Genomic DNA, 26,527 nt, shown 5'->3' with positions numbered 1-26,527 from the left:
CACCATCGAGCTGGAGAACCTCACCAAGCGGTACCCGGGTAGCTCCGCCCCCGCCGTGGACAGCGTCAACATGGAGATCAGCGCCGGTGAACTCGTCGTCTTCGTCGGTCCCTCGGGGTGCGGGAAGTCCACCACCCTGAAGATGATCAACCGGCTGATCGAGCCCACGGGCGGGCGGATCAGGATCGGTGGCGAGGACGTCACCGACATGGATCCGGTGAAGCTGCGCCGCAAGATCGGGTACGCGATCCAGGCCTCGGGGCTCTTCCCGCACATGACGGTCGCCCAGAACATCGCCCTCGTACCGGGGATGGTGGGGTGGCCGAAGGCGCGGATCAACGCCCGGGTCGAGGAGATGCTGGATCTGGTCGGTCTCGACCCGGGCGAGTTCCACGGCCGCTATCCGCGCCAGCTGTCGGGCGGGCAGCAGCAACGGGTGGGCGTGGCACGGGCGTTGGCCGCCGACCCGCCCGTCCTGCTGATGGACGAGCCCTTCGGGGCCGTGGACCCGATCACCCGCGACCACCTCCAGGACGAACTGATCCGGCTGCAGCACGAGCTGCACAAGACCATCGTCTTCGTCACCCACGACTTCGACGAGGCGATCAAACTGGGCGACCGGATCGCGGTCCTGCGCGAGCGGTCGCACATCGCCCAGTTCGACACCCCGGAGGCGATCCTCACCAACCCCGCCGACGACTTCGTGTCCGGCTTCGTGGGCGCGGGGGCCGCGTTGAAGCGGCTCAACCTGTCGCGCGTACGGGATGTGGAGATCACCGACTATCCGACGGTGACCGTCGACGACCCGCTCCAGGAGATCTTCAACAAGCTCCGGTCGAGCGGTACGAACGAGATCCTGCTGCTCGACCGGCGCGGGCGGCCCTACAAGTGGCTGCGGCGCGGGGACCTGATGCGGGCCAAGGGCTCGCTGGCCAGGGCGGGCACGCTGGTGCACGACACGGTGACCCGGGACGCGACGCTGCGGGACGCGCTGGAGGCCGTGCTCATCGACAACGCGGGGCGGGTCGTGGTGACGGGGCGGCGCGGGGAGTACACCGGCGTGGTGGACATGGAGACGCTGATGAACTCCGTGCACGAGCTGCTGGAGGCCGACCGGCTCGACGCGATGGAGCACCAGCACGAACTGGAGGAGACGCGCGCCGAGCAGACCCGTCACGAGCAGGAAGGCGTCAGCGGTGCTGCCGGCGCCGGCGGGGAGGCGAAGGCGTGAGGGCCCCGGACACCGGCCACGACACCGGGACGGACCCCGACGGCGAGGCCTCCGGGACGGACTCCGGGTTCGAGGAGACGTCCGGGTTCGAGGAGACATCCGGGTTCGAGGAGACGTCCGGGTCCGAGGAGACGTCCGGGTCCGAGGAGACGAAGGCTCCCCCGCCCGGCAAGTCCCGTGCCTCCAGGGTGACTTGGCAGAAACTGACCCTGCTGCCCGCGGTACTGACGGTCGTGCTGCTCGCCACCTGGATCTGGTTCCGGCAGGCGGACCTGGACCCGCTCTCGGAGAACGCGCTGTCCGGCGGCCAGGTGTGGAAGGCGCTGCGGCAGCAGATCGAACTGACCGTGATCTCCACGTTCTTCGTGCTGATCATCGCGATCCCGCTGGGCATCCTGCTGACCCGCAGGATGTTCCGCAAGGCGACCCCGGTCGCCATGTCCGTCGCCAACATGGGACAGGCGACCCCTGCCATCGGCCTGCTGGCACTGCTCGTGATCTGGCTGGGCATCGGCCAGAGGGCGGCGCTGATCGGCATCATCGCGTACGCCGTCCTGCCGGTCCTCTCGAACACGATCGCCGGGCTCAAGGCGAACGACCCGACGCTGCTGGAGGCCGCCGAAGGCATCGGCATGTCGCCCGTGGGAGTACTGACCCGTGTCGAACTGCCCCTCGCCGTACCGCTGATCCTCGCCGGTGTCCGTACCGCCCTCGTCCTGAACGTGGGCACGGCGACCCTCGCCACCTTCGGCGGGGGCGGCGGTCTCGGCGTACTGATCACGACCGGGATCACCAACCAGCGGATGCCGGTCCTGGTGCTCGGCTCGATCCTGACCGTGTCCCTCGCCCTGCTGGTCGACTGGCTGGCCTCGCTGGCCGAAATCCTGCTCAGCCCGCGCGGGTTGGAGGCGGGGACATGAGAAGGCGTACGTGTCTGGTGGCCGCCGGGGCGGTGCTGGCGGCCTCGGCCGGGTGCGGGCTGACCAGCGGCTCGCCCATGGTCGACGACGTGGAGCCCGGCTCGATCGGGCAGGGAAAACCGCTCAAGGGCGCCGATCTCACGGTCACCTCCAAGGAGTTCACCGAGCAGCTGATCCTCGGCGCGATCATGGGCATCGCCTTCGAGGCCGCCGGCGCGAACGTACTGGACCGCACGGGCATCCAGGGCTCCATCGGCGCCCGCGAGGCCGTCAAGAGCGGGGACGCGGACGGCATGTACGAGTACACGGGCACCGCCTGGATCACGTACCAGGGCAACAGCGATCCCATCACCGATCCGCGCAAGCAGTGGGAGGCCGTGCGCGAGGCAGATTTGAAGAACGGCCTGACCTGGCTGCCGCCGTCGGCACTCAACAACACCTACGCCCTCGCGATGAACCAGGCCAACTTCAAGAAGTACGGCACGAAGACCCTCTCCGACGTGGCCGCGCTGTCGAAGTCCGACCCGAAGGCGGTCACGCTCTGCGTGGAGAGCGAGTTCGCCAACCGGGCCGACGGCCTGCCGGGCATGGAGAAGGCGTACGGCATGAAGCTGCCCGCCGGGAACGTCACCCAGATGGACACCGGGATCATCTACACCCAGGCGGCGAAGGGGAGTTGCACGTACGGGGAGGTCTTCACCACCGACGGGCGCATCAGGTCGATGAACCTGGCGGTGATGGCGGACAACAAGAAATTCTTCCCCAACTACAACGTGGCTCCGGAGATCAACTCCAAGGCGCTGAAGAAGTATCCGGCGATCGCGCAGATCCTCGACCCGATCACCGAACGCCTGAACAACGACGTGGCGCAGGAGTTGAACGCGCGGGTGGACGTGGACGGGGAGGACCCGCACGCGGTGGCGCTGGACTGGATGAAGGACGAGGGGTTCGTGAAGGAGGGCTGAGCGCTGGACGCGCCGCGGGTGCGGGGGCGGTCCGGTTGCGGCCGGCAGCGCGGGACTAGCAGCTCGGGACCGAGCCCTGCCCCTTCTCCAGGGCCACCAGGGAGGCGACCGCGCCCTTCAAGGTCGTCACCGGGATGAGGCGGAGCCCCTTCGGGAGATCCGACTCGGCGTCCGAGCACTCCGCCTTCGGGACCAGGAAGACCGTGGCGCCGTCGCGGCGGGCGGCCTGCGTCTTGAGGGCGACGCCGCCGACCGCGCCGACCTTCCCGTCGGCGTCGATCGTCCCGGTGCCCGCGATGACCCGGCCGCCCGTGAGGTCGCCGCCGCTGCCGTCGCCGTCCAGCTTGTCGACGATGCCGAGGGAGAAGAGGAGCCCGGCGCTCGGGCCGCCGACATCGGCGAGCTTGAGGGTGACCTCGATGTCGCCGGAGTTCTCACCGAGGTGGTTCAGGGCGGCCTCGGTGGCGGTGTCCTGGGACTTCTTCATCTCCTCGGCGTTGTGCTCCTCGATCTCCTTCACACTGTCGCCGCTCGGGTACACGGAGTCGCGCGGCATGATCGCCTGGTCCGTACGGAACCAGCCGTCGAGCACGTCCCCCAGGCTCACGTCCTGGTCGGGTCCCGTCGCCTCGATGGTCGTCATCCGCAGCTGGCCGCGCGTCTTGTGGGTGTCCGCCCCGGTGATCGTAATAACCGGGTCCCCCTTGTTCTCGCCGAGGACATTCGCCGTCATCCCCGGCTGTGCCACCGAAAACGGCAACGGCACGAACACCGCCGTGGCCAGCAGAGCCACAACGGGAAGAGCGCAGACAGCGACAGCCTGGGAACGCGTGAGACGAGAGAGCACGAGATCAATCTAACGCGAGGCCGATTTCCGGCCGGGGGCCACCCACGAATCACCGTAGGCACGCCGAGGAACCACGCCCCAACCGCGCCCCTTCGGGGGCGCGGCGGACTTTCAGGGCCCGGGGCCCCGCATTTTCAGGGGCGCGGGGAACTGCGCAATCTTTCAGGGGCGCGGGGAACTGCGCGACCAGCCCCCACCCACCCGCAGCCGACGCACAACCTCCCCACGGCACCCCGGCCCCGAGCACCTCCGAGCCAAGATCACCGCAAGGCCTCAGCCACTTCCTTGGCCGCGTCAACGACACGCGGCCCCACCCGCTCAGGCACAGCATCCGCAAGCATGACCACCCCCACACTCCCCTCCACCCCGGTCACCCCGAGCAGCGGCGCAGCCGCCCCACTGGCGCCCGCCTCCAGCTCCCCATGAGTAAGGGTGTAACCCGGATCCTCCGCGGAAGCGGCCCGCGCGGAGAGGATCGCCTTGCCGGCGGCCCCCCGGTCGAGCGGATGACGGAACCCGGCGCGATAGGCCACGTGGTAGTCGGTCCACGTCGGCTCGACCACGGCGACGGCAAGCGCCTCCGCACCGTCGACCAACGTGAGATGGGCGGTCGCCCCTATGTCCTCGGCCAGCGAGCGCAACGCGGGCAGCGCGGCCTCGCGGACCAGCGGATGCACCTGCCGCCCGAGCCGCAGCACACCGAGCCCGACGCGGGCACGGCCGCCCAGGTCACGACGTACGAGGGCGTGCTGTTCCAGCGTGGCGAGCAAGCGGTACACAACGGTCCGGTTGACTCCGAGTTTGTTGGACAGCTCGGTGACGGTCAGACCGTGGTCGGTGTCGGCGAGCAGTTTGAGGACACGCAGTCCCCGGTCGAGCGTCTGGGAGGTCTCCGCGGTCACGACGCCCACTCCTTAGTGGTGAGAGTCGACGGCCCCCCTACGCGGCGGATGCGTCACCGGTCCCATCGGCGACGCGCGTCAGAGGCCGCCGGTCGGCTGCGTCCCGGGCTCTCCCGGGCGGGCACCGGCTGCGCTCCGCGGCGGCGCTGCCACGGGGCGTGTGCGTAGCGGGACAGTAGCGAGCTGGTTCGCTCAGCGGAAGTCTCCGTCCAGAATCCGGGCGTTCGCAGGTACGGACCGGGTTCGGTTACCCGGAGTTAGATTCACTTTCGCCCCGAAATATCCGGCGCACACCACTCGGCGTGCACGACCCCCGCACGGAGCGCACACACGCGTGAGCGCCGGTGCCATGACGACACCGGCGCTCACGTGAACGTACCGGGGCGGGCAGGACGTACCGGGGCGCGGTCACCGCATCCGGGTGGCCCACTCCTGCACCTTGGCGATCCGCTGACGCAACTGCCCGGCCGTCGCCTCCGCGCTCGGCGGCCCGCCGCACACCCGGCGCAGCTCGGTGTGGATCACACCGTGCGGCTTGCCGCTCTGATGGACGTACGCGCCCACCATCGTGTTGAGCTGTTTCCGCAGCTCCAGCATCTCCTTGTGGGAGACCACGGGCCGTCGCTCGGCGGGCAGTTCGAGAAGGTCGGCCTCCTCGTCCGGCTTCTTGCGGCTGTGCGCGATCTGCCGGGCCTGCCGCTTCTGGAGGAGCAGTTGAACCTGGTCGGGTTCGAGCAACCCCGGAATCCCCAGGTAGTCCTGCTCCTCCGCACTCCCCGGGTGGGCCTGCATACCGAACTCGGCGCCGTCGTAGAGCACCCGGTCGAAGGTGGCCTCGGACTCCAGGGCCTCGAAGGAGAACTGCTCCTGCTCCCCGGTGTCCTCGTCCTGCTCCTTGTTCGCCTCCTCCATCTCCTTCTCGGATTCGGCGTACGGGTCCTCCTCGCCCTCCTTCTTGGGCTTGTCGAGGGCGTGGTCGCGCTCGACCTCCATCTCGTTGGCGAAAGTGAGGAGGTCGGGGACGGTCGGCAGGAAGACGGAGGCGGTCTCGCCACGTCGCCTGGACCGTACGAAGCGGCCGACGGCCTGGGCGAAGAAGAGTGGCGTGGAGATGGTGGTCGCGTACACACCCACCGCCAGCCGGGGCACGTCGACGCCCTCGGACACCATGCGGACGGCGACCATCCAGCGGTCGTCGCTGTGGCTGAACTCGTCGATGCGGTTGGACGCGCCCGTGTCGTCGGAGAGGACGAGGGTGGCCTTGCTGCCGGTGATGTCACGGATGAGCTTGGCGTAGGCGCGGGCGGATTCCTGGTCGGAGGCGATGACGAGGGCGCCGGCGTCCGGGATGCCCTTCCTGACCTCGGTGAGCCGTTGGTCGGCGGCGCGCAGCACGCTGGGCATCCACTCGCCGCGCGGGTCGAGGGCGGTGCGCCAGGCCTGCGAGACCGCGTCCTTGGTCATCGGCTCGCCGAGCCGGGCGGCGATCTCGTCCCCCGCCTTCGTACGCCACCGCATGTTGCCGCTGTAGGAGAGGAAGATGACGGGCCGCACGACGCCGTCGCCGAGGGCGGACCCGTAGCCGTAGGTGTAGTCGGCGGCGGACCGCCGGATCCCGTCGCGCCCCTCCTCGTACGTGACGAAGGGGATGGGGTTGGTGTCGGACCGGAAGGGCGTACCGGTGAGCGCGAGCCGGCGGGTGGCGGGCTCGAAGGCCTCCAGGCAGGCCTCGCCCCAGGACTTGCTGTCACCGGCGTGGTGGATCTCGTCGAGGATCACCAGGGTCTTGCGCTGCTCGACGCGGTTGCGGTGCAGCATGTGCCGCACACCGACACCGGCGTACGTGACCGCGACGCCCTGGTACTCCTTGCTGAGCGGCCCCGCGCTGTACTCGGGGTCCAGCTTGATCCCTATCCGCGCGGCGGCCTCCGCCCACTGCTTCTTCAGATGCTCGGTCGGCGCGACCACGGTCACCTGCTGCACGACATGGTGGTGCAGCAGCCAGGAGGCGAGCGTCAGCGCGAAGGTCGTCTTGCCGGCCCCGGGTGTGGCGACGGCGAGAAAGTCACGCGGCTGCTCCTGGATGTACTTCTCCATGGCACCTTGCTGCCAGGCACGCAGCTTGCTGGCCGTGCCCCAAGGGGCCCGCCCGGGAAACGCGGGTGACAGGTGGTGCGAGGAGGTGGCACTGGCAACAGGAGAGGCGGGCACGAAGGGCCCTCCGTTGAGGGTGGCGGCGGGCGACGGGCGGGCGGTAGTCACGGTCTCCGTGGGGTGGTTGGGCGGCTCGGCTATCCGGCATCGGCTGGGTCCGGCATCGGCCGGGTATGACAACCGGGCCACCCTACCGGCGGGCCATGAACGTCAACGCGCGGACGACGCGGGGTCCACCTCGGATGGGACTCAGGTCACATTCGCCGAGTGCAGTGCTCTCAGGCGCAGAGCGATCATCCGCACGTCCTCCAGATCCCCTGCTGCCACCTTGATGACGAGCTTGTACGCCTCGTCCTGGTCGACGTCGAGCATTTCGGTGCCGTTGAAGTCGAGGAAGACGACCGTCGACATCCACGCCATGCGCTTGTTGCCGTCCACCAGGGGATGGTTCACGGCGAGCGACTGAAGCACTGCCGCCGCCTTCTCGAAGAGGTCCGTGTATGCCTCGACGCCGAACATCTGTGACCGGGGGCGGTGAACGGCCGAGCTGAGCAGACCCAGGTCACGCACGGCAACCAGCGTCTGCTCCCCGCACGCCAGGTCCGCCAGGTCCAGGACCTCCTGGACCGTGAGGTACTTCATCTACTCCCCCAGCCTCCGGAGCAGGTCGGCGTGGCCCGCCGCGTACTTCGCCCCCAGGCGGCGGACGGTCGCACGGTCCGCCTCCTGCTCCAGATACCGGTCGATCGCCTGAAGCACTATGGCGTGCATACTGCGCCCCTCCTCCTCGGCACGCAGCCTGAGCGCCTCCTGCTGGTCGTCGCGCAGACGAAGGTTCATAGCCATACCACCACGGTACCAAAAGAGGGGTCATAGTGGTACCACACAACTTACGGGGCCCGCAGCCGTGTGGTCACCCAAGCCCCCACCAGCGCCACACCCGCCATCGGCAGGAACACCGCGGCGAAGGCGGCCGGGTGGCCGCCGGAGGCGTTCGTGGCGGCATGGGTGACCGTGCCGCCGCCCAGGGCCGCGAAGGCCGCGCCGCCCGCGGCGAGGAGGAGGACGTTCGAGAGGCCGTCGGATATCTGGAGGGCGGCGGAGTTGGTGCCGGCCTCCTCGGGGGCGGAGAGGTGCAGCAGGAGGACGCTGGTGGAGGAGATCACCAGGCCCATGCCGAAGCAGCCGAAGGCCCAGGCCACCGCGACCGTCCACACCGGCACCCCGTCGATCAGCACGCTCGGCGCGGCGGCGATGGCGGCCGCGGTCAGGACCATGCCCAGCGTCATCAGCCGGTCCCGGTACGGTTCCACGCGCGCCCTGGACTGCACGAAGGAACCCAGCGCCCAGGTGCCCCCGCCCGCCGCCAGTGAGAATCCGGCCAGCGTCGGCGACAGCCCCCGCTCGGTGACCAGCATCAGCGGCACGAAGGACTCGGCCGCGATGAAGGACCCGGCGGCGATCCCGCGCAGCAGCACGACGGACGGCAGCCCGCGCGCCGCCAGGTAGGTCCCTCTGGGCAGCAGCCCGAGCACCGCCGGGATCAGCAGGGCGACCCCCGCCACGGCCGGGACGACCGACAGCCACCTAAGGTCCTGCGCCCCGTACTGCAGCAACCCGGCGCCCAGCGAGATGCCCAGCGCCAGCCGGATGCGCCGCCGGTCGAAGGGCGCGGCCACGGCTCCCCCGGCCGGGCCGGACGCCCGCCGCCGTATCTGCGGCAGCGCGAACGCCAGCGGCAGGAGGACGAGGACCGGTATCCCGACGAACACCCAGCGCCAGCCGAGGTGTTCGGTCACCGCGCCGGAGGCGAGCGGCCCGACCACCGACGGAATCACCCAGCTCGCCGCGAACGCCGCCATGATCGACGGCCGCAACCGCTCCGGATAGGCCCGCCCGACGACCACGTACAGCGCGACGATCACCAGCCCGCCACCGAGCCCCTGCACGGCCCGCCCGAGGATGAACAGCCACATCGCCCCGGCCGTCCCCGACAGCAGCAGCCCCGCCGCGAACGCCCCGATCCCCGCCGTCAGCGACCCCAGCGGGCCCGCGCGGTCCGACCACTGCCCGGCCAGCACCATCCCGAACAGACTCGTCGTGAAGTACCCGGAGAACGCGAACGCGTACAACGAGACCCCGCCCAGCTCCCGCGCCGCCACCGGCATCGCCGTCCCGACCGCCGTCGCCTCAAAGGCGATCAGCAGCACGACGGACACGATCCCGACACTGAGCGCCCGGTGAGCACGCCCGAGGACGCCCTCGCGGGCGTCGGCCTCGGTCGATGGGACCTGTGCGGTCGGTGCGGTCGGTGTCGCCGGATCGGCCGAATCAGCCAGGCCAGCCAAGTCGGCCGGGGTCTCAGCGACGCCGGTGTCGCTCGGTTCCAGGGTGGTCATGCCCGCCAGAGTAAGGGGCACGACTGACATTGACCCCTGTCGGAAGACGGGTCCCACCCCGGGACCTTGGTCGTACGACCACCCGTCACCCGCCCTCGCTCCGCGCTCCCCCCACCCCTCCCCGCCTCCTTTCATGAACGCCGTGTGGCAGTCCCATTGCAGCCCCGCCGCATCCCTTGAGCCCCCTGCCGACAGCGCCGTACGTTCAACACATCGAGTCCGGAACACCGGGTAACCGGGTCACCGCAACCCCGGACTCAAGCTTGGCCGTGTGCCCGAGTGGCTTAGGGACTCGCCTGCAAAGCGAGGCACGTGGGTTCGATTCCCGCCACGGCCTCCAGTAGTACGTCTGACCTGCATCTTTGCAGGACAGGCAAGGCTTCACAGCTCTGGGACTCCCACGCCAGAGGGAGCTAGGTCAGTTGCTTGGTCCTCCACGGACTGACCTAGCTCCACAGAGCGCCACACGGCGCACAGGGAGCCACGATGCCAGCACGTACACCTCTCCGGAGCGCGCTCAGGAAGCCTCAGAGCACCGATGCGCAGCAGCAGCCGACAGCACCTCTCAAGGTCATTGACGGACGCTCAGCCACGGACGCACGGACAGCCATGCTCGATGAGCTGGACTTGCACCTCAGCACGATCACCAACCGGTACGGCCGTCCGTTTCAGCGCAAGACCATCAACGCGTACAAGTTCGCTGGTGTCGCTCTGCACAACTGGATGACCGAGAGCAGCATGGAAGGCGACTTCACCACGTGTGATGTGGGCACCCTCAACAGGTTCTTCCGCTGGTACTAGACGAAGCACGACGTACCCAAGAGCCAGGATGGCAAGGGCGGATACACGGGAGGGACCAACACCCTTCAAAAGAACCTGCGTCCGCTGTTCATCTATCTGACAGAGGAGTACGACCACCCGAGCCCCTACGACTCTCCCAAGCTCCACAGATACACAGCTCCCCCTCTCGGTAAGCCCAAGACGCTCTCAGAAGAGTTCGTGAGTGACGTACTGAAAGCCACGGGGAACGGCTCTCCCGAAGTCCGTGACTTCCAGATTGTTCGGGATCACGCCATCATCCGTGTTCTCACAGAGGGACTGAGGGCAGAGGAGCTTTTGAACCTTCGGGTACAGGACTTGGACCTAGCACAGCGAACCATGCTGGTGATCCCGTTGAAGATGGACCGGAACAGCGTGGACGCCCGTGTGATCCCGCTACAGCCCAAGACAGCAAAGGCTCTGGCCTGGTATCTCCGAGTGCGCGCTACGCACACCATGGCGGACGCAACTCCATTCCTGTGGCTCGGGATGCGGGGACGCGGAGCACTCCAGTACAGGGGGCTCTACGTCCTGGTGAAGAAGCGGGCAAAGGATGCGGGTTACGACCCTGCACAGGTTGCCCCTCACTCGTTCTGCCACACATAAGGCTACGCAATGTGAATTCATAAGGGAATCCAGCTAGGACACTCGGTATCCGTAGGTATCTCGACTAGAAGGAGTTACTACTGTTGACCCCCTAAAGCAGGAGCGCCGATACCTCCGAGTTTGAAGATACCGGCGTCCCCCTTGACGAGTTACTACTTTGGATAGTGCATCGTCATCGTGCGATGAGTTTTTACTACCATCTTTGACATCTTGTAGAGCGATAGAATCAAGCACTTGGTTCCTGACTGGTTCGTCCCTGGCTCGATGGACAGAATCTCTACTGTCTTACCGTTCCAGAGCCTCAGATGGTCACCCGCCTTCAACTTCTTCGCTGGCTTTCTTACCGGTGAGCTGATGGTTACTTCCTCCTCTCAATCAACTACCCCCATCATCTCACCCACCACTGACAAACGAGAGGGATAGATTCCGCTTACGAATTTAGACGAACGCCCCCAACTCCCGATCTGCTTGGGTTGCGGAAAACCCGGTATGTTCCTAGACTTGATCTTCTTGCTTGTCGCGTGCTCTCCATGCTGAGACGCGCAACGAGCCGCACATATACCAGCGTTTCCCCGTTGGCTGGGAGTTCCGCCAACGGGAGAGACCGCGTCACCGTCTTTCCGGCATGTGCCTCCAGGGTGCGCTTGCTGAAGCCTGTTTTCTCGGTTACACCCTGCACGCCGCGCCCCCGGACCCTGACGCTGAAACTCATATCCTCCACATCTACCGACGTGTTCCCGTCGTTGACCAGTCGCACTGAGAATATTACGCTCCCCTTAGCCATACCGTCGCGAGGGTTTCCAGACTCAATACTTAGAATCTTTACACTTACGCGCGGCCTGCCCCGACGGTACGTAGCAAACGAGATAGCCATATTGAGCGTCGTTGCAATTCCGGCTCCGATTGCAATACCCCGAGCCCACCAGTCAGCAGTCATGACTCTTCCTCCTGGATGTCATCAAAGGAGAGCTGAACGTCACGTGAGGCGCCCAGCATAAAATCAGGCCGGTTTCTATTTCGCGCATAGATACTGACTATCTCCACAGTTCGGATGACGCCTCGGACTCGCCAGTTACTCACTTTCCGGCTCCGTACTTCGGCGCCATTCGTCAGCTTAACCGTAACGTGCGGATGCTTGACGAGAGCCAATTTCAACCATCGAGATTTCACCTCGGGCATCGCTTTTGGCTCTCGCAATATCCAGCGCGCACCGCCGAACGGTGGTATCTCCTTTTTCTCCTCACCTTCAATAAACTCCATCCTGCGCAAGTCTCCGCCCCATGGCTGACCAGTCGTAATCGTCGTCCAATTGACCAACCTTTCCATCAAGGCATACAGGGGCTCCATATGAACACTCTCAATGGTGATTGAACTAGCACTTCTGTTCACCACATGCACATGAATAACACGCTCTAGGTAACGTTTCTCCCCTGTGGTCATAGCCAAATGGGCATTTAGCGGCAACCGGAAAGCTCGCAGCTTAATTCGTGGGCCACCCCTACGGTATGTAGCAGCAGAGATCAGCATGTTGGACATCGTGAACAGAGCACTTAAGGACGCGACGATGATCGCGATAGCTGGAAGCGACATGCGCCAAGGATGCCCAGCGGTGTCCTTGCCGGACCCTGACTTGAGGAACATCTGCGGTTAGGCATGACAGAGCCCCCAGACAGGGCATCCAGGGGCTCCCAAGGTTGTGCTGACTCTTCAGTCTTCCGGATAGTGCATCTTCATCATCCGGTATCCCTTGACCGTCATCTTTCCGGACCTGTAGAGCGTGAGTATCACGCTCTTCTTGCCGACCTGACTGACTGCCTGGTCTATCTCCAGCACTTCAACTACCTTGCCGTTCCACAGCTTCAGGTAGTCACCTGCCTTCAACTGGTCGGCTCTCTTTTCTACTGGCTTCGCCATGAGTCCCCCTCAGCGGCTCTCCGGAGCATCCCACCGTACGGGCTTCCATGAACGAGTTGTAGCCCTCCTCAGCCTCTTCAGAAGACTCATAATCGAACCCGCGAGCGATCAGATCGAACCCCTGGCCCTCCCAGCGGCAATAGGCGGCTCTCGTCTGCCGGTCGGAACCCTCCGGGGCACGGCTTATGTCTCACCGTCGCGAGTCACGCGCGCATAGTCACTGACCTCTCGGCGGAAAAGATCATGGGTCGCGAGGCTCGCTGTGTGGCGAAGTTCCCACGGGCACCGCTCAGACCCGTGTCGAGCCGGTTTCCTGTTGTGCAACGCAACTCCCTTGTGCCCAGGGGTTGGTGCTGGCCAGCATCGGGCAGGGACACGACGCAGCAGACCAGGGAGGGAACCCCATGAAGGTGACCAAGCTTGCGACCACGTGCGACCTCAAGGACTGCCCCACCATCTACGCCACGGACAGGGGCACACTGCTCTTCCAGGGGGAGACTCCTGCCAACCACGGCCTAGAGATTCCCGCTCACGAAACCGTGGTTGAACTGCCCGTGGAACTGATCAGGAAGGCCATTGCCGATGGGCTCATCTAAGAGCCTCGCTGAACTCTTCGACACCTTCGAACGGGAAGCGTTCCGGCTTGAGACTCTGAACGACTACAGCAACTCGGGGAATACGGACGCCTATCGGGCGTTCCTTGCCGGGGAGCCTCAGCCGGACGATTACAACGATGGTTGGGTGGAAGAACTCCGCTCCCACACAAGCAAGGGCAAGCGCGTCTACCGAGTACACATCCTCTCTCGCCCCCTCACTCCGTATCTCCGGTTTGAGCTTGGGTGGGGTTACCGGAAGAACGCGATGGGTGGTGAAGAGTTCTTCATTCTCGACACCACCGACAAGACCAACCCGCTTGAAGGAGTAGGAGACTTCTGGCTCTTCGATTCCGTGAACGCTGCTGTCATGAACTACGACGACAAGGGCACGTTCACAGGGTCTGAGGTTCTTCCGGACAGTCAGGCACAGGAGTTCATCGGCTACCGGGACAGAGCTCTCTCTCAGGCTGTTCCGTTCGCCGAATGGCGGGCAAAGTACGAGGAGTGAACAGAGGAGAGCTAGGCGCAGCGCTGCGGGCACTACGGCAGGCATCCGGCAAGGAAGCCAAGACCGTGGCCCGCAGTTCTCTCATGTCCACCAGCAAGCTCAGCAAGATCGAGACCGGCAAGGTTGCCCCCTCTGTTGCCGACGTAGAGAGCATCCTCACGGCCATCGGTGTCTCAGATGAGGTCAAGGCCGAGTACCTGGAAGTCGTACGGGCAGCTACGACAGAAACCACAGCATGGCGTCTCGTCCGTCGTATGGGAGTCCACAAAGCTCAGCAGCAGACCAAGGCTCTTGAGTCTCAGATGACTCTACTGCGCTTGTTCCAACCGGCTTTGATACCGGGACTCCTGCAAACCCCCGAGTACATCCGGGCGATTCTGTCGCGGCATGACCTCAGTGAGGACGTTCTCACTCGCACCACTACAGCCCGTCTCGAACGCCAACGAGCAATGCTCAGGACCTGTGGATCAACCTGGGGTTGGACGCGAAGGGCGTACCTTCCCGATTGATCCTGTGATGGTCACCGAGTAGGCCCGCGTTCGCAGCGCGGGTCGGGAAGGCACGCCCGTGCTCAGCGTAGTCAATGCCGATGACAGTACCCCGGACGGCTCCCTGATCGACGAGATCGTTCGTGAAGGGGCGAGGCGGATGCTCGCCGCCGCCCTGGAAGCCGAAGTCAACGCGTACATAGCTGAGTTGGCTGATCAGCGGGACGAGAACGGCCGTCGTCCGGTGGTGCGCAACGGCTATCACCAGCCCAGGTCGGTGACCACGGCCGCCGGGGCGGTGGAGGTGAAGGCTCCGCGGGTGAACGACAAGCGCGTCGACGAGACCACCGGGGAGCGCAAGCGGTTCTCCTCGGCGATCCTGCCGCCCTGGGCACGGAAGTCCCCGAAGATCAGTGAGGTACTGCCGCTGCTCTATCTGCACGGATTGTCCTCCGGCGACTTCGTCCCCGCGCTGGAGCAGTTCTTGGGCAGCTCGGCCGGGCTGTCGCCGGCCACCGTCACCCGCCTAACAGCGCAGTGGCAGGCCGACCACCAGGCGTTCGGCGGGCGTGACCTGGCCGGCTCGGACTACGTCTACGTCTGGGCCGACGGCATCCACCTGCGGATCCGGCTTGCGGAGGCGAAGTCCTGCGTCCTGGTCCTGATGGGCGTGCGCGCGGACGGCACCAAGGAGCTGATCGCGATGGCCGACGGCTACCGCGAATCGGCCGAGTCCTGGGCCGACCTGCTGCGCGATGCCGCCCGGCGCGGGATGCGCGCCCCGGTCCTGGCCGTCGGCGACGGCGCGCTCGGCTTCTGGAAGGCCCTCGCGGAGGTCTTCCCCCAAGCCCGGCACCAGAGGTGCTGGGTTCACAAAACTGCCAATGTCGTCAACGCCTTGCCGAAGTCGGCGCAGCCCGGCGCCCGCAGGGCTCTGCAGGACATCTACAACGCCGAGGACCGCGAGCACGCGCTCAAGGCGGTCACCGCCTTCGAGAACGTCTACGGCGCGAAGTGGCCCAAGGCGGCGAAGAAGATCACCGACGACGTTGAGGAGCTGCTGGCCTTCTACGACTTCCCCGCCGAGCACTGGATCCACCTGCGCACCACAAATCCCATCGAGTCCACCTTCGCCACCGTCCGACTCCGCACGAAGGTGACCAAGGGCGCCGGCAGCGCGGCCGCCGCCCTCGCCATGGTCTTCAAGCTCGTCGAATCCGCCCAGCAACGGTGGCGGGCCGTCAACGCACCCCCACCTCGTCGCCCTCGTCCGCGCCGGAGCCCGCTTCGAACGAGGACACCTCGTCGAACGCCCCGAAGCTCACGCGGCCTGACACACCTCAACCGATCCTGTGTCCGTGCCGACGATTAGTGTTCGGCGGCATGCGTGAGTTGGGAGGGGCAGTCATGGCTGAGGATCCGATCGACCTGATCCGCCTGGAGGGGGAGGGCAACAGCGTCATTCTCCGGATCGCGGGGAAGGAGGAGCGGAAGCGTCCCACCGAGGCCGATGTCCTGGTCGGAGAGTTCCTGGTCGATACGCCCTTCGTCCGTGGCACCCTCAAGACCTGGATCTTCCCCGAGGACCTGCGGCAGTGGCAGCAGGCCCTGGACTCGCTCGACGCGGGACAGGACATCGCCTGGCGCGAGAGGAAACGCGCCCCGTGGCTGTTCATCGAACTCGACAAGGACGATGACCGGTGCCAGGTCACGATCAAGGACCACTCAATGTCCCTGACGACCGTGACGGTCACCATCCCACTGGTCGATGCCTGGTTCGACGACGCATACCGACGCCTTGACCGGGTCTGGGAGACCTGGCCCATGACTGAAGACTGAACCATGACCAACGAAGGAGCTCGCCAGCCTCATGGTGTTAGGAGCTCGCCATGGCTTGATCCACAGGTCTTGACTATTACTCGCCACGGGGAGACAGGCGGACGGAGTCAAGATGACTACGGACTCCATCGCCCCTGGCAAGACCATCACGTTTACCGTCCATGGCCGACATCCAGGGAATACGGCCGGTTGGACATGTGACGTCAAGGTACTGGGAGCACAGTGAGAAGCGGCTACGGCCAACTCTGTGCCCGAACTGGGTAAGTCGCCTGCCATATCCTGAACCGCTTGACCAAGGGGACGAGCCTGGTCGGACTCGGTACGAGTCCCAGGCTGCGTGAGCAGACTGCAAAGCGAGGCACGTGGGTTCGATTCCCGCCACGGCCTCAACGCGCCTGACCAGGCAAGACGAAAGGGTGGCACTCCGGAAGGGGTGCCACCCTTCGGGGCCGTCCGTCTCAGTTGCCGTCTCCGTTGGCGCTCAACCAACCTCCGGCAGCGCCTCCGGAGTGGCTTCCTCGTCCGCTTTCCGCTGCGCCAGACGCGCATTCTCCGCACGCACGGCGTCCAGCCATCGCCACAGCCCGATCTCCTCCAGCTTCAGGCCCGGACAGGCGATCTGATGCGGTATCCGGCACACGGCGCCCGCCATCGGCTCGTCCTGCGGCTGTTCCACGCCGTCCCATTGGAGTCGATGTACCAGCGATGCCAGGCGGGCACCATGTGCGCGGGCGCGGGCATGCCCGGCTCAAGGAGCACATGTGTGCCGTAGTAGGTGACATGCCGATCGCCGACCAGCCCACAGTTGGGGCAAGTGGGGCCGGCCGGCGGCTCAGGCCCGGTGGGTGATTTACGGGACCGGGGTAGGGCGCGAATGGGGCGCAACGGAAGCAAACGGGTGGGGGCCGGTGCGGGCGCCGGTCAGGCTCGTGGTGGTGGGAGGAGGTTCTGGACCCGGGTGTTCTGGAAGGAGACGAGCTCCCAGCCTCGCTCCCGGTGAACGGCCACGTAGGTCTGGACGGAGTGGCTGTCCGGACGGCACTCCGGCTCACCGGGGTTGGCGACACAACCGTTGGTGATCATGACGGCGGTCGTGGGCGTCGGATAGCGGAGTGTCACGGGCACCTTGGTGAAGACCAGGCGGGTCCCTTTCGTGTAGTTGTCGAAGTAGATCTGGAAGTTGCGGGCCATCTCTGGTCGGCCGCGCAGGTGCGTGCCGTCGAAAGTGATGAACTCGGCGTCCTCGGCGTAGGTGTTGGCGAAGGCCGTACCGTCTCCTCGATTCCACGCGTCGGCCTGCCGCTGGATGAGTCGCTTGAGCTGCGGAAGTGCCGATCCGGCTGATCCGGCTGATGCGGTGGCTTCAGCTGCTCCGGCTGATCCGCCCGATCCCGTGGGTTCGGTGAGTTCACTCGTTGCCGTGAGGTGGCCGCCCGCCGGGTCCGGGGCCGGGGCGGTGGCCGCGTTCGCGCCCGTGGCGAGAGCGAACACCGCCGCGGCGGCCAGGGCGAGGGGCCGGCGGAGACCGGCCCGCCGAGCGGTGTGCCGGGCGGTGTGCCGGGCGGTGTGCCGTTGATCTGACGCGGGCGAGCGTAACGTCATGTCAATCCTCCATCGGTGAGGTGTGGTTCCCGTCGGCTCCACGCCGGTTCGGGTCCGGGGCTGGGTCTGGTCCGGTCTGTTCACCAGCGTCGTGGTGTGTCGGCCGGGTCGGCCATCTGCCGTACGGCGGAAGCCGACCGTTGGGCGTCGGGCGTCCTCTGCCGTTCGGCAGATCGCGGTGCGCGCGCCGCCGGAGGTACGTTGAGCGGCATGTCCGGTGGAGGGTGGGAGCGGCTGCGGTCGTGGTTACCGGGGGCGGCCGCCGCCGGGGTGGGCGTGCTGGCCGTCGTCGGAGTGGTCACCGCCGGCCCTCTGGCCCCGCTCCCCGCCGTGCTCGCGGTGTCCGCGGTCGTCGTCCTGATCGTGTTCCCCGAGCGCACCCGGCCCTGGACCGCCGCTCTGGCCGGACTCGCCGCGCTCGTCTCGGCCGGGGTGACCCCGGTGCTGCTCGTCGGCGGCGGGGTGACAGTCCCGATCGCCGTGTGGGGCGTGGGCGAGGCCGGGGCGCTACTGGTACTGACCGTGCTGGTGTGCAGGCGGTCGGCGACGCTCGGCCGGGCCGCGGTCGCCATAGCGGTGATCTGCCTGGCCGAGGCCGGGCTGATGGTACGTGTCGTGTGGCCCGAGTCACTGTCCAACATGCTCCTGACGACGGCGTACTGGTCGCTGGGTGCCGCCGTCGCCGTCGCCGTGGGCCTGCATCTGCGCTCGATGGACGAGGCATGGGCGCGCTCCGTCGCGGCGGCCCGTCGGGCCCAGCGCCTGGAACTCGCCCGGGACCTGCACGACTTCGTCGCTCACGACGTCACCGGCATGGTGGTCCAGGCTCAGGCCGCCACCCATGTACTGGCCGGGCAGCCCGAGGTCGACGCGGCCCTGAAACGCATCGAGGAGGCGGGGCAGAGAGCCCTCGCCTCGATGGACCGTACGGTGCACATGCTGCGGGGCACGGACGACGAACCGGCCGTCGGCCCCGCCCCGCCCCGAGTGCCCACACTGGCCGACCTTCCCGCCCTGGTCGGTCACTTCGCGGCCATCGGCCCCTCGGTCCCCCGCCTGCACGTCGACCACCGGGCGGCTGCCGCGTCGGACCGGGAGACGGCCACCACCGCCTACCGGGTGGTGACCGAAGCCCTGACCAACATCCGCCGCCACGCCCCCACAGCCGCCCACGTCGAGATCAGCATCGGCTGCGACGAAGGCCCGGGCGACCCGAGGCTCACGGGCGACGGGGGCAGCGGCTCATGCCTGGTTGTCGTCGTCTCCAACGGCCGTACCCCGGCGGGCCGTCAGGGCGCGGCACCCGCGTACACCGTCGGCGGTGCACACCGCCGCCACGGTCTCGGCCTCATCAGTCTGGCCGAACGCGTGGAGGCGCTCGGCGGCACTCTCACGGCGGGCCCCACCGCCCCGGGCACCTGGCAGGTCACGGCCGTCCTGCCGATGTCCGCCTCGGCGCGGACGCCCACGCGAGCGACCTTGTCGACGACCCGGGAGGAACCATGGCCACCACGGACCCGATGACCGCGACGGACTCGATGACCGCGACTCCCATCCGGATCCTCGTGGCCGATGACCAACGCGACATCCGGATCGGCTTCCGGATGATCCTGGACGCGCAACCCGACATGCGCACCGTGGGCGAGGCCGCCGATGGGGCCGCCGCCATCGACTGCGCCCGCCGGCTCCGTCCCGATGTCGTCCTGGCCGACATCCGCATGCCGGGACCGGACGGCCTGGAGGTCACCCGCGTCCTGGCCGGACCCGACGCGGCGCAACCGACCAAGGTCATCGTGGTCACCACCTTCGACCTCGACGAATACGTGTACAAGGCCCTGGCCAACGGCGCATGTGGCTTCCTGCTCAAGCGCTCCGGACCCGCCCTGCTCACCGAAGCGGTCCGCGCCGCCATGGCGGGAGACGTCCTCATCAGCCCATCCGTCACCGTACGACTGCTGCGCCACCTCGCTCCCCGCTCCAGCGACCACCACCTGAGCCCGACGGAACCACTGACGGAACCACTGACCGACAGGGAGGCCGAGGTCGCCCGGCTCGTGGCCCAGGGACGGACCAACGCGGAGATCGGCACCGCGCTCTTCATCACGGCCGGCACCGCCAAAACCCATGTGGCCAACATCCAGCGCAAACTCGATGTACGCAATCGCGTCGGCATCGCCGCCTGGACCTGGCGGAACAGCCAGACCGATCGAACTGGCCCGGACCGCCCGCGACACTCCGGATGAACCACCTCGCCCCACCTCGCCCAGGGCTCACAGCACCCCGCCCGCCTCGTCCTGGAACAGTTCCGTCCAGTAGTGCCAGTCCGCCGCGGGGGCGGTGCCCGTGGGGTCGACCGTCGACAGGGTCTGCGTCATCGTCGTGGCCAGCTGGTCGTAGGCCTCTGTGGTCAGTTCGTGGGACAGGGTGCCGTCGATGGCCTTCTCGCGGTGGAGCAGCCAGAGGGTGAAGGCCAGCGTGGAGACGTCCGTGTTGAGGGCGTGCAGGGTGGCCTCGGGCTCGCTCCAGTTGAGGACCGCGCCCGTCGAGCCGTCGACGACCAGGCTGTTGTCCTCGATGAGATGGCCGAGGCGTATCAAGTGGTCGGAGCCGTCGGGGAGTTCGGCGGCCGTGTACTCGCCCGGACGCTCGTCCTCGTAGTACTCGGCGAGGGTCGGCAGCGGCACGTCCGTGTCCAGCTGGAAGAGGAAGCCGTCCTCCGGCAGGCCCGTGTCGCGCAAGAAGCGGCGGGTCGGCTCGTGCGCCAGCGCCGCCGGGAAGTCGACGTCCTCGAAGCGCACGACCCGGCCCTGGCCGAACTCCTGGTCCAGCAGCCGGTCGGGCAGGTCCAGGGTCAGGGTCTCGTCGGCGGGCGGGCCCGCGACGAGGGCCAGCGGGCGGATCAGCGCGGCCATCCGCCAGAACGGCGGGATCTCGCCCCCGGTGCCCTCCTCGAAGACCGCGAGCAGCTGCTGCGACATCGCGGCCACGGCCTTCGGCCCGAACCGGCCCTCGTAGGAGGCGAACCGGCCGCGTCTGGCCGACATCTCCTCCGTCGCCGCGACGAACTCCATGAGCGCCTGGAGCGAGGGCGCGAGCGGGCGACGGTCCATCAGGTCGGGGCGGTCGTGGAAGAAGTACGTGGTGGAGACCTCGCCCGTCGCCCCGTCGAGCAGGACCGACTCCGTCTCGGCGTCGGCGGGGCCGCGCAGCGCGCCTATCACCAGCTGGTCCCGCAGGTCCTCGGCGAGCAGGTCCGGGTCCCCGGTCGAGTCCGCCACCGTCCGGGGGCCGTCCGCGCGCAGCGCCTCGAAGGTCAACAGGCCGCCGTCGCCCGGCAGTCCGGGGCCCGCCAGCCAGCGCCGCGTCGCCGCGTGCGTGACGTACGGGTCCAGTTCGTCCTCGGTCAGGGTGATCGTCCTGATGCCGGCGTCCGTCGTGCTCATCGTTCCCCCGCGCATGGTTGTTCACAGTCCCCCGGGACGACCGGACCGGGCGGCACGCTCAGGGAACTCCACGGGAACACACGCGTGGGACCCGTGGACAGACCCACGGAAAACGCATGGAGAACCTGTGGAGGATGCCCCGCCGCCCAGCGGTCCTCCCCACTGCCCAGAACACTACGCGGCACCACTGACAACGCCCCGGCACCGCCGTGACCAGCGGATCACCGGCAGCCAACAACCCTCGGCCGACAACCCTCGGCCGGCAGCCCGCAGCCCGCAGCCCGCAGCCGGATCCGGACCTCACCTCAGCCGAAGAACGTCAGCAAGGCCTCAGCCGAAGTACACGCCACCCGCGACGACCACCACGGCCGCCACCACGAACACCAGCACCCACAGCATCAGTTTCCCGACGCCCGGGCCCGGTTCGTAACGCGGCGGCTCGGGAGGCGGCGTCACTGCGTCGCCGTCACCACGGCCGCCTGCGGCCTTATCGGCAGCCGGTTCACCGGACGCCCGGTGGCCGCCCGTACCGCGGAGGCGACCGCGGCCGGGGAGGTGACCACCGGCACCGCGCTGACGGCCTTGGCGCCGAAGGGCGCGACCACGTCACGCTCCTCGACGAGCCTGACGATGCGGATGTCGGGGGTGTCGAGGGCGGTCGGCAGCGAGTACCCCGTGAGGTCGGGGTGGCGCACAAGACCGCGCGCGGTGCGCAGGTTCTCCGTGAGGGCGACGCCGATGCCCTGGGTGACACCGGCCTCGATCCGGGAGGCGAGCTGCGCGGGGTTCAGCACCCGCCCGACGTCCTGGGCGAGCGCCATCTCCACGACCCGCACCGAACCCAGCTCGATGTCGACGTCGACGACCGCGCGGACCGCGCAGAAGGCAAGCCCCACGAAGGCGTCGCCCTGGCCGGTGCCGTCGAGCGGCTCGGTGGGGTGCGGGCGGCACTGCGCGGTGGCCCACAGCTCCTTGCCGTCCATCGCCTCCGTGACGGTCGTCGACAGCACACCGTCGTACGAGGTGATCTTGCCGTCGGTGATCTGGAGGAGCTCGGTGGACATCCCGAACTTGTGGGCCAGGGGCTGCAGCAGTTGCGTACGGACCATCTTGGCGGCCCGTTCGACCGCGCCGCCGGACACCCAGGTGTGGCGGCCGCGGCAGCTGGGCCCCGCGGGAGGCTGATCGGTGTCCACGGAGGCGACGTGCACCTCTTCGATGCCGAGCGTCTCCTGGACGATCTGCCGGGCCAGCGTGGTGAAGCCCTGGCCGGTCTCGACGGCCGCGCAGAGCACGGTGGCGATGCCGTCGTGGACCTTCACGGTGGCGGTCGAGACCTCGTCCGCGCCCTCGGCGCCGAGCATGTGGACCATGCCCAGGGCGTAGCCGACGCCACGCCGTACGGCACCGGGCTCGCCGGCGCCCTCGGGACCGCCGGGCAGCAGCCACTCGTCCTCGGGCGTGTCCTTCGGGAGGGCGGGCAGCGGGAAGTCCTGCACGGCCTGCAGCAGTTCGGCCACCGGGGCGGGGCACGTCACGGTCTGGCCGGTGGGCAGCACGTCCCCCGTGGCCAGCGCGTTACTCAGGCGCAGTTCGGCCGGGTCGACGCCCAGCCTCTTCGCCAGCTTGTCCATCTGGGCCTCGTAGGCGGCGCACACCTGCATGGCGCCCTCGCCGCGTACGTGCCCGGAGGGCGGGTTGTTGGTGCGGACGGCCCAGCCCTCGATGAAGGCGTTGGGCACGACGTACGGGCCGCAGGCGAAGGAGACGGCGGCGGCGAGGGCCTCGGACGACGTGTCGGCGTACGCGCCCGCGTCGAGCAGGATCTGCGCCTCGACCTTGACCAGCCTGCCGTCGGCGTCGGCGTGGTGCCGGTAGCGCAGGAGCGTCGGGTGCCGGTGGGCGTGCCCCAGGAAGGACTCTTCGCGCGTCGCGGTGAGTTTGACCGGACATCCGGTCTTCATGGCGAGCAGTCCGAGGGCGAGCTGGAAGCTCTGGTCCTCGCGGTCGGCGGTGGCGCCGGGCACTCCGGTGACGACGACCTTCACGCGCTCCGGTTCCAGGCCGTAGCAGGCGGCGGCCGTGTCGCGGTCGGCGTGCGGGTCGGTGGACGCCACGTAGAGCTCGACCCCGCCGTCGGGGCGTGGCACGGCGAGGCCGGCCTCCGCGCCGATCGGGGCCGGGTCCTGGCGGCCGATGCGGTACAGGCCCTCGACGACGATCTCGCCGGCCGCGTCCGGGTCGCCGTGGCGCAGCGGAATGTGGCGGATCAGGTTGCCGTCGGGGTGCAGGGGTTCGGCCTCGAAGGCCTGCTCCGGGTCGGTCACCGGGTCGAGTGCCTCGTACTCGACGATGACGGCGGCGGCGGCCATGCGCGCGGTGTCGGGGTGGTCGGCGGCGACGGCCGCGATGGGCTCCCCGTGGTGGCGTACGACCTCGGAGGCGAACACCGGACGGTCGGCTCTGCCGCGGCCGTGCAGCGCGGTGCCGGGCACGTCCTCGTGGGTGATGACGGCCCGTACGCCGGGCATCTCGCGCGCGTGGGTGGTGTCGATGGACAGGATGCGCGCGTGCGGGTGCGGTGATCTGAGGACGGCCGCCCACAGGAGGCCCTCCGCCCACAGGTCGGCTGCGTACGGGAAGGTGCCCTCGGTCTTGGCACGTGCCTCCGCGGTCGGCAGGGACACGCCGAGGCCGTGGGGCAGCGGCTCCGGGGCGGTGCCGGGCTCCGCGGTGGTCGCGGTGGCGGTGTCGTTGCTCACGCCTGGCCTCCGTCCTGGCCGTAGGGCTGCTGGTGCGGCTGTGGGGACTCGAACGCGGACGGGTTGACGCTTCCGGCGCCGGGGCCCGCCTGGTGCGGGATACGGGCATCCGCGGAGGGCGCGGAGTCCGCGGCGTCCGCGCTGTCCGCCGACGCGTGGGCCTCGCGCTCGGCGACGACCTCGCGCACGGCGTTCAGGACGCCCCGGTAGCCGGAGCAGCGGCACAGGTTGCCGCAGAGGGCCTGGCGCGTCTCCAGTTCGGTCGGCGCCGGGTTGCCCTCCAGGAGGTCGTGCACGGTCATCGCCATGCCCGGGACGCAGAATCCGCACTGCACGGCACCGCACTTGGCGAGCGCCCGCTGGACGTCGGAGGGCTGTCCGTCGGCGGCGAGCCCCTCGACGGTGCGTACCTCGCTGCCTGCGGCGGTCACGGCGGGCACCAGGCAGGACGCCACGAGCCGGCCGTCCACCTGCACGTTGCAGGCCCCGCACTCGCCCTGTGAGCAGCCGTCCTTGGCGCCCGCGAGTCCAAGCCGCTCGCGCAGTACGTAGAGCAGCGATTCGCCGATCCAGGCGTCCGTCACGGGCCGTTCGACGCCGTTCACCCGCAGGACGTACGAGGCCAGGGGGTGGTCGTTGTGCGCGGGCGCACCCGGCGTGTCGTCGGCCGCGGGTCCTTCGGCGGCGTCGGCAGGTGACTCGGTGCGCTCCTCCGGAGAGTGCGCCCCGGTCTCGGAAGCCGGTTCGTCGGCGCGTTCCGGGGGGCCGTGGGCGGCCGGTGCCTCACCCGGCTCCTCGCGCATCGTGCCTTCGCGCATCGATTCTTCGCGGTCCACGGAGACCGCGATCTCGTCGGCGTGCTCTCCGGAGACGTCGATGATCTCGGCCGCCTCGATCTCCGCGGCGCTGGGCCCGACGGGGCCGTGCTCGGCGTGGGCCGCGGCCTCCTCGGCGGGCGACTGCTGTTCGGGACCCGGCTGCTGGGCCCAGGGCTCGTTGGCCCAGGGCGCCGCGGCCCCGCCCGGCAGGGTGGCCGGAGGGGTCCCGCCCCACTGCTCGACCAGGGCCGAGGTCGTGAACTCGCCGGATTCGTCGGGCAGATCACCGTCGGCGACGGGAATGGACCACTGTCCGGTCACGTCCTGGCCGGGCGCGCCCTGGTCGCCGTGACCGCCCTGGCCGCCCTGTGAGGGCTCGTCGAAGGTCCACTGGCCGGTTGCCCCCGGGTTGTACGCGAAAGCGTCCTGGGCGCCCTGCCGGTGCTCCTCGGGCAGGGCGTTGGGGTCGGGCCACTGCACGGCCTGCGGCTGTCCGCCCTCGGGGGGCGCGGCCCACGCGCCGGGCGCGCCCGGGTCGGTCCCGTCTTCCGTGCCGGGCGAGGGCGTTATCGGCGGCGGTACGTAGCCGTGGCCGGGCGCGGCGAGCGGCGAGTCCGCCAGGAGGGCGTCGATGCCCCCTTCGGGGAGCTTGACGAAGGCGGTGGCGCCGTCGTCGTAGTCGCCCTGGGGCAGCGGGTCCCAGCGGCTGCCCGACTGCGGGGTGCTCTCTCCGTGCTGGTCGTCGGTCACGAAAGTGCCCTCCCCAGTGCTCGTCGGGCCAGCGCGGCGACGGTGCGCCGCAGGTGCAGTACGGCGGGTGGCAGTTGCTGGGCGGAGCCGTCCTCGGCGGGCGCGGGGTCCGGGATGCAGGCCGCGGCGACGTACTCCCCGAAGGCGTGCAGCGCCTCGGGCACGATCGCGCGGTTGTTGTCCCAGTCGATCAGCGAGGCGACCCACTGCTCGGCGTCCAGGGGCCGCAGCGGCATCGGCGCTATGGCGCCGACGGCGCACCGCACTCCGCGCCTGGCGGGGTCGAGGACGAGCGCGACGGACGCGATGGCACGCCCGGGCCCGGTCCGTCCGGTCGCCTTCAGGAAGACCTGCGGAGCGTGCAGCAGCGGCACGCGCACGTACCCGATGAGTTCGCCGCCGCGGAGCATCTCCATGCCCGCGAGCAGGTGGGAGACGGGGATCTCACGGCGGGCGCCGCCCGGGCCCGCGATGATGAGCGTCGCCTCCAGGGCGGCCAGCACGGGAAGCGCGTCCCCGGTGGGGGACGCCGAGGCGATGTTGCCGCCGAGGGTGCCCGCGTTGCGGATCTGCGGCGGTCCCGCGGCTCTCGCGGCGGCCGCGAGGGCGGGGATGAGGGCGGCGAAGTCGGGGCGTCCCATGCGGGCGTGGGTGAGGCCCGCGCCGAGGAGCGCGTGGCCGTCCTGGTACTGCCAGCCGCGGATCTCGCTGATCCGGCCGAGGCCGACGAGCGCGGCGGGCCGCAGTTGCCCGGAGTTGACGGAGGCCATGAGGTCGGTGCCGCCGGCCACGGGAACGGCCGCGGGCATGGCTGCGAGAGCCGCCACGGCCTCGTCCAGCGAGGCGGGCAGCGTCACGGCCTGCGCCGCCTGCGGTGCGTGCGTGGTCAAACCGGCTGCCCCTTCCCGCTGCCCCACCTGGTCCCACCTGTGTTGCCGTACGGTACGTGCTGACAGGGCGGACG

26 protein-coding genes, 1 tRNA gene and 2 pseudogenes are annotated in these 26,527 nt (G+C 68.5%); 13 read left to right on the top strand and 16 right to left on the bottom strand.

Annotated elements, in window-relative coordinates; all coding sequences use genetic code 11:
- Window positions 1–4 precede the first annotated feature (4 nt).
- Genes ACIBEI_RS14440 through ACIBEI_RS14430 form a run of 3 tightly spaced genes read left to right on the top strand, consistent with a single transcriptional unit; the run spans window position 5 to window position 3,116 of the window.
- Window positions 5–1,231: a betaine/proline/choline family ABC transporter ATP-binding protein gene (locus ACIBEI_RS14440; protein ID WP_398889000.1), complete on the top strand. Its 1,227-nt coding sequence runs from the start codon at window positions 5–7 to the stop codon at window positions 1,229–1,231.
- Window positions 1,228–2,151, top strand: coding sequence for an ABC transporter permease (locus tag ACIBEI_RS14435; protein WP_398888537.1), 924 nt, complete (start codon window positions 1,228–1,230; stop codon window positions 2,149–2,151). The genes ACIBEI_RS14440 and ACIBEI_RS14435 overlap by 4 nt, the downstream gene beginning before the upstream one ends.
- A complete protein-coding gene (locus tag ACIBEI_RS14430; protein WP_398888535.1) occupies window positions 2,148–3,116 on the top strand; it encodes a glycine betaine ABC transporter substrate-binding protein in 969 nt (322 codons plus the stop codon). The genes ACIBEI_RS14435 and ACIBEI_RS14430 overlap by 4 nt, the downstream gene beginning before the upstream one ends.
- Window positions 3,117–3,171: 55 nt before the next feature.
- Here ACIBEI_RS14430 and ACIBEI_RS14425 read toward each other — a convergent pair whose 3' ends face one another.
- The 6 genes from ACIBEI_RS14425 to ACIBEI_RS14400 form a co-directional block, all read right to left on the bottom strand.
- Window positions 3,172–3,963 (bottom strand): PDZ domain-containing protein, encoded by a 792-nt coding sequence (locus tag ACIBEI_RS14425; RefSeq protein ID WP_398888533.1) that lies wholly within the window; start codon window positions 3,961–3,963, stop codon window positions 3,172–3,174.
- A 260-nt stretch (window positions 3,964–4,223) separates the two neighbouring features.
- Window positions 4,224–4,865, bottom strand: coding sequence for an IclR family transcriptional regulator (locus tag ACIBEI_RS14420; protein WP_398888531.1), 642 nt, complete (start codon window positions 4,863–4,865; stop codon window positions 4,224–4,226).
- A 408-nt stretch (window positions 4,866–5,273) separates the two neighbouring features.
- A complete protein-coding gene (locus tag ACIBEI_RS14415; RefSeq protein WP_398888998.1) occupies window positions 5,274–7,076 on the bottom strand; it encodes a DEAD/DEAH box helicase in 1,803 nt (600 codons plus the stop codon).
- Window positions 7,077–7,268: 192 nt separating this feature from the next.
- A complete protein-coding gene (locus ACIBEI_RS14410; RefSeq protein WP_398888529.1) occupies window positions 7,269–7,661 on the bottom strand; it encodes a type II toxin-antitoxin system death-on-curing family toxin in 393 nt (130 codons plus the stop codon).
- A complete protein-coding gene (locus ACIBEI_RS14405; RefSeq protein WP_398888997.1) occupies window positions 7,662–7,859 on the bottom strand; it encodes an Arc family DNA-binding protein in 198 nt (65 codons plus the stop codon).
- A 50-nt stretch (window positions 7,860–7,909) separates the two neighbouring features.
- Window positions 7,910–9,418, bottom strand: coding sequence for an MFS transporter (locus ACIBEI_RS14400; RefSeq protein ID WP_398888527.1), 1,509 nt, complete (start codon window positions 9,416–9,418; stop codon window positions 7,910–7,912).
- Window positions 9,419–9,683: 265 nt separating this feature from the next.
- On the opposite strand from ACIBEI_RS14400, the gene ACIBEI_RS14395 reads away from it, so the two are divergent.
- The 3 genes from ACIBEI_RS14395 to ACIBEI_RS14385 all read left to right on the top strand — a co-directional run bounded on the left by ACIBEI_RS14395 (window position 9,684) and on the right by ACIBEI_RS14385 (window position 10,843).
- A tRNA-Cys gene (locus ACIBEI_RS14395) sits at window positions 9,684–9,758 on the top strand.
- A gap of 269 nt (window positions 9,759–10,027) precedes the next feature.
- On the top strand, window positions 10,028–10,219 hold the full coding sequence (locus ACIBEI_RS14390; protein ID WP_398888525.1) for a hypothetical protein: 192 nt from the start codon (window positions 10,028–10,030) through the stop codon (window positions 10,217–10,219).
- Between the two features lie 198 nt (window positions 10,220–10,417).
- Complete coding sequence (locus ACIBEI_RS14385) at window positions 10,418–10,843, top strand: tyrosine-type recombinase/integrase (protein WP_398888523.1); 426 nt, start codon at window positions 10,418–10,420, stop codon at window positions 10,841–10,843.
- Window positions 10,844–11,776: 933 nt separating this feature from the next.
- On the opposite strand, the gene ACIBEI_RS14380 is transcribed toward ACIBEI_RS14385, so the two are convergent.
- Window positions 11,777–12,433, bottom strand: coding sequence for a hypothetical protein (locus ACIBEI_RS14380; RefSeq protein WP_398888521.1), 657 nt, complete (start codon window positions 12,431–12,433; stop codon window positions 11,777–11,779).
- Between the two features lie 117 nt (window positions 12,434–12,550).
- Window positions 12,551–12,757 carry a hypothetical protein gene (locus tag ACIBEI_RS14375; protein WP_398888519.1) on the bottom strand — a complete coding sequence of 69 codons (207 nt, stop codon included), beginning with the start codon at window positions 12,755–12,757 and terminating at the stop codon, window positions 12,551–12,553.
- A 404-nt stretch (window positions 12,758–13,161) separates the two neighbouring features.
- Here ACIBEI_RS14375 and ACIBEI_RS14370 point away from each other — a divergent pair, with 404 nt between their 5' ends.
- The 5 genes and pseudogenes from ACIBEI_RS14370 (at window position 13,162) to ACIBEI_RS14350 (ending at window position 16,188) form a co-directional block, all read left to right on the top strand.
- Window positions 13,162–13,353: a hypothetical protein gene (locus ACIBEI_RS14370; protein ID WP_398888517.1), complete on the top strand. Its 192-nt coding sequence runs from the start codon at window positions 13,162–13,164 to the stop codon at window positions 13,351–13,353.
- The gene (locus tag ACIBEI_RS14365; protein ID WP_398888515.1) at window positions 13,340–13,861 is read left to right on the top strand and encodes a DUF6879 family protein; all 522 of its coding nucleotides are present in this window, start codon (window positions 13,340–13,342) and stop codon (window positions 13,859–13,861) included. The genes ACIBEI_RS14370 and ACIBEI_RS14365 overlap by 14 nt, the downstream gene beginning before the upstream one ends.
- A pseudogene (locus ACIBEI_RS14360) lies at window positions 13,858–14,313 on the top strand (Scr1 family TA system antitoxin-like transcriptional regulator); the annotation flags it as partial. The gene ACIBEI_RS14365 and the pseudogene ACIBEI_RS14360, both read left to right, overlap by 4 nt.
- A gap of 115 nt (window positions 14,314–14,428) precedes the next feature.
- Window positions 14,429–15,683: pseudogene (locus ACIBEI_RS14355) on the top strand (IS256 family transposase).
- Between the two features lie 73 nt (window positions 15,684–15,756).
- A complete protein-coding gene (locus ACIBEI_RS14350; RefSeq protein WP_398888513.1) occupies window positions 15,757–16,188 on the top strand; it encodes a DUF5959 family protein in 432 nt (143 codons plus the stop codon).
- Between the two features lie 481 nt (window positions 16,189–16,669).
- Here ACIBEI_RS14350 and ACIBEI_RS14345 read toward each other — a convergent pair whose 3' ends face one another.
- Genes ACIBEI_RS14345 through ACIBEI_RS14335 form a run of 3 tightly spaced genes read right to left on the bottom strand, consistent with a single transcriptional unit; the run spans window position 16,670 to window position 17,790 of the window.
- Window positions 16,670–16,864, bottom strand: a complete 195-nt coding sequence (locus ACIBEI_RS14345; RefSeq protein WP_398888511.1) for a DUF6083 domain-containing protein — start codon at window positions 16,862–16,864, stop codon at window positions 16,670–16,672.
- Entirely contained in the window at window positions 16,789–17,073 is a 285-nt protein-coding gene (locus ACIBEI_RS14340; protein WP_398888508.1) for a DUF6083 domain-containing protein, read from the bottom strand. The genes ACIBEI_RS14345 and ACIBEI_RS14340 overlap by 76 nt, the downstream gene beginning before the upstream one ends.
- 36 nt (window positions 17,074–17,109) lie before the next feature.
- Window positions 17,110–17,790, bottom strand: a complete 681-nt coding sequence (locus tag ACIBEI_RS14335; RefSeq protein WP_398888506.1) for an SgcJ/EcaC family oxidoreductase — start codon at window positions 17,788–17,790, stop codon at window positions 17,110–17,112.
- Window positions 17,791–18,000: 210 nt separating this feature from the next.
- Here ACIBEI_RS14335 and ACIBEI_RS14330 point away from each other — a divergent pair, with 210 nt between their 5' ends.
- The gene (locus ACIBEI_RS14330; RefSeq protein WP_398888504.1) at window positions 18,001–19,314 is read left to right on the top strand and encodes a sensor histidine kinase; all 1,314 of its coding nucleotides are present in this window, start codon (window positions 18,001–18,003) and stop codon (window positions 19,312–19,314) included.
- Window positions 19,315–19,328: 14 nt separating this feature from the next.
- Entirely contained in the window at window positions 19,329–20,033 is a 705-nt protein-coding gene (locus ACIBEI_RS14325) for a response regulator (RefSeq protein WP_398888995.1), read from the top strand.
- 27 nt (window positions 20,034–20,060) lie between these two features.
- Here the strand turns inward: ACIBEI_RS14325 and ACIBEI_RS14320 are convergent, their stop codons facing one another.
- The 5 genes from ACIBEI_RS14320 to ACIBEI_RS14300 all read right to left on the bottom strand — a co-directional run bounded on the left by ACIBEI_RS14320 (window position 20,061) and on the right by ACIBEI_RS14300 (window position 26,453).
- Entirely contained in the window at window positions 20,061–21,233 is a 1,173-nt protein-coding gene (locus ACIBEI_RS14320) for an SUKH-4 family immunity protein (protein ID WP_398888502.1), read from the bottom strand.
- A gap of 330 nt (window positions 21,234–21,563) precedes the next feature.
- Window positions 21,564–21,689 (bottom strand): hypothetical protein, encoded by a 126-nt coding sequence (locus ACIBEI_RS14315; protein WP_398888500.1) that lies wholly within the window; start codon window positions 21,687–21,689, stop codon window positions 21,564–21,566.
- The gene (locus tag ACIBEI_RS14310) at window positions 21,686–23,995 is read right to left on the bottom strand and encodes a xanthine dehydrogenase family protein molybdopterin-binding subunit (protein WP_398888498.1); all 2,310 of its coding nucleotides are present in this window, start codon (window positions 23,993–23,995) and stop codon (window positions 21,686–21,688) included. Before ACIBEI_RS14310 ends, ACIBEI_RS14315 begins: the two co-directional genes overlap by 4 nt.
- Window positions 23,992–25,563, bottom strand: a complete 1,572-nt coding sequence (locus tag ACIBEI_RS14305) for a 2Fe-2S iron-sulfur cluster-binding protein (protein WP_398888496.1) — start codon at window positions 25,561–25,563, stop codon at window positions 23,992–23,994. Before ACIBEI_RS14305 ends, ACIBEI_RS14310 begins: the two co-directional genes overlap by 4 nt.
- Window positions 25,560–26,453 (bottom strand): xanthine dehydrogenase family protein subunit M, encoded by an 894-nt coding sequence (locus ACIBEI_RS14300; protein ID WP_200397884.1) that lies wholly within the window; start codon window positions 26,451–26,453, stop codon window positions 25,560–25,562. The genes ACIBEI_RS14305 and ACIBEI_RS14300 overlap by 4 nt, the downstream gene beginning before the upstream one ends.
- Between the last annotated feature and the right edge of the window lie 74 nt (window positions 26,454–26,527).

Source organism: Streptomyces sp. NPDC050988 (assembly GCF_044456225.1).
GTDB lineage: Bacteria > Actinomycetota > Actinomycetes > Streptomycetales > Streptomycetaceae > Streptomyces.
Note: the sequence above shows the minus strand (reverse complement) of the source record. Positions and strands in the feature narration are given on the sequence as shown.

Excerpts from the sequence above, each read along its gene's own strand:
- ACIBEI_RS14430 (WP_398888535.1), top strand. The coding sequence starts at position 2,148 with ATGAGAAGGCGTACGTGTCTGGTGGCCGCCGGGGCGGTGCTGGCGGCC.
- ACIBEI_RS14410 (WP_398888529.1), bottom strand. The coding sequence starts at position 7,661 with ATGAAGTACCTCACGGTCCAGGAGGTCCTGGACCTGGCGGACCTGGCG.
- ACIBEI_RS14405 (WP_398888997.1), bottom strand. The coding sequence starts at position 7,859 with ATGAACCTTCGTCTGCGCGACGACCAGCAGGAGGCGCTCAGGCTGCGT.
- ACIBEI_RS14400 (WP_398888527.1), bottom strand. The coding sequence starts at position 9,418 with ATGACCACCCTGGAACCGAGCGACACCGGCGTCGCTGAGACCCCGGCC.
- ACIBEI_RS14390 (WP_398888525.1), top strand. The coding sequence starts at position 10,028 with ATGCTCGATGAGCTGGACTTGCACCTCAGCACGATCACCAACCGGTAC.
- ACIBEI_RS14380 (WP_398888521.1), bottom strand. The coding sequence starts at position 12,433 with ATGTCGCTTCCAGCTATCGCGATCATCGTCGCGTCCTTAAGTGCTCTG.
- ACIBEI_RS14375 (WP_398888519.1), bottom strand. The coding sequence starts at position 12,757 with ATGGCGAAGCCAGTAGAAAAGAGAGCCGACCAGTTGAAGGCAGGTGAC.
- ACIBEI_RS14370 (WP_398888517.1), top strand. The coding sequence starts at position 13,162 with ATGAAGGTGACCAAGCTTGCGACCACGTGCGACCTCAAGGACTGCCCC.
- ACIBEI_RS14365 (WP_398888515.1), top strand. The coding sequence starts at position 13,340 with ATGGGCTCATCTAAGAGCCTCGCTGAACTCTTCGACACCTTCGAACGG.
- ACIBEI_RS14350 (WP_398888513.1), top strand. The coding sequence starts at position 15,757 with ATGGCTGAGGATCCGATCGACCTGATCCGCCTGGAGGGGGAGGGCAAC.
- ACIBEI_RS14335 (WP_398888506.1), bottom strand. The coding sequence starts at position 17,790 with ATGACGTTACGCTCGCCCGCGTCAGATCAACGGCACACCGCCCGGCAC.
- ACIBEI_RS14330 (WP_398888504.1), top strand. The coding sequence starts at position 18,001 with ATGTCCGGTGGAGGGTGGGAGCGGCTGCGGTCGTGGTTACCGGGGGCG.
- ACIBEI_RS14325 (WP_398888995.1), top strand. The coding sequence starts at position 19,329 with ATGACCGCGACTCCCATCCGGATCCTCGTGGCCGATGACCAACGCGAC.
- ACIBEI_RS14320 (WP_398888502.1), bottom strand. The coding sequence starts at position 21,233 with ATGAGCACGACGGACGCCGGCATCAGGACGATCACCCTGACCGAGGAC.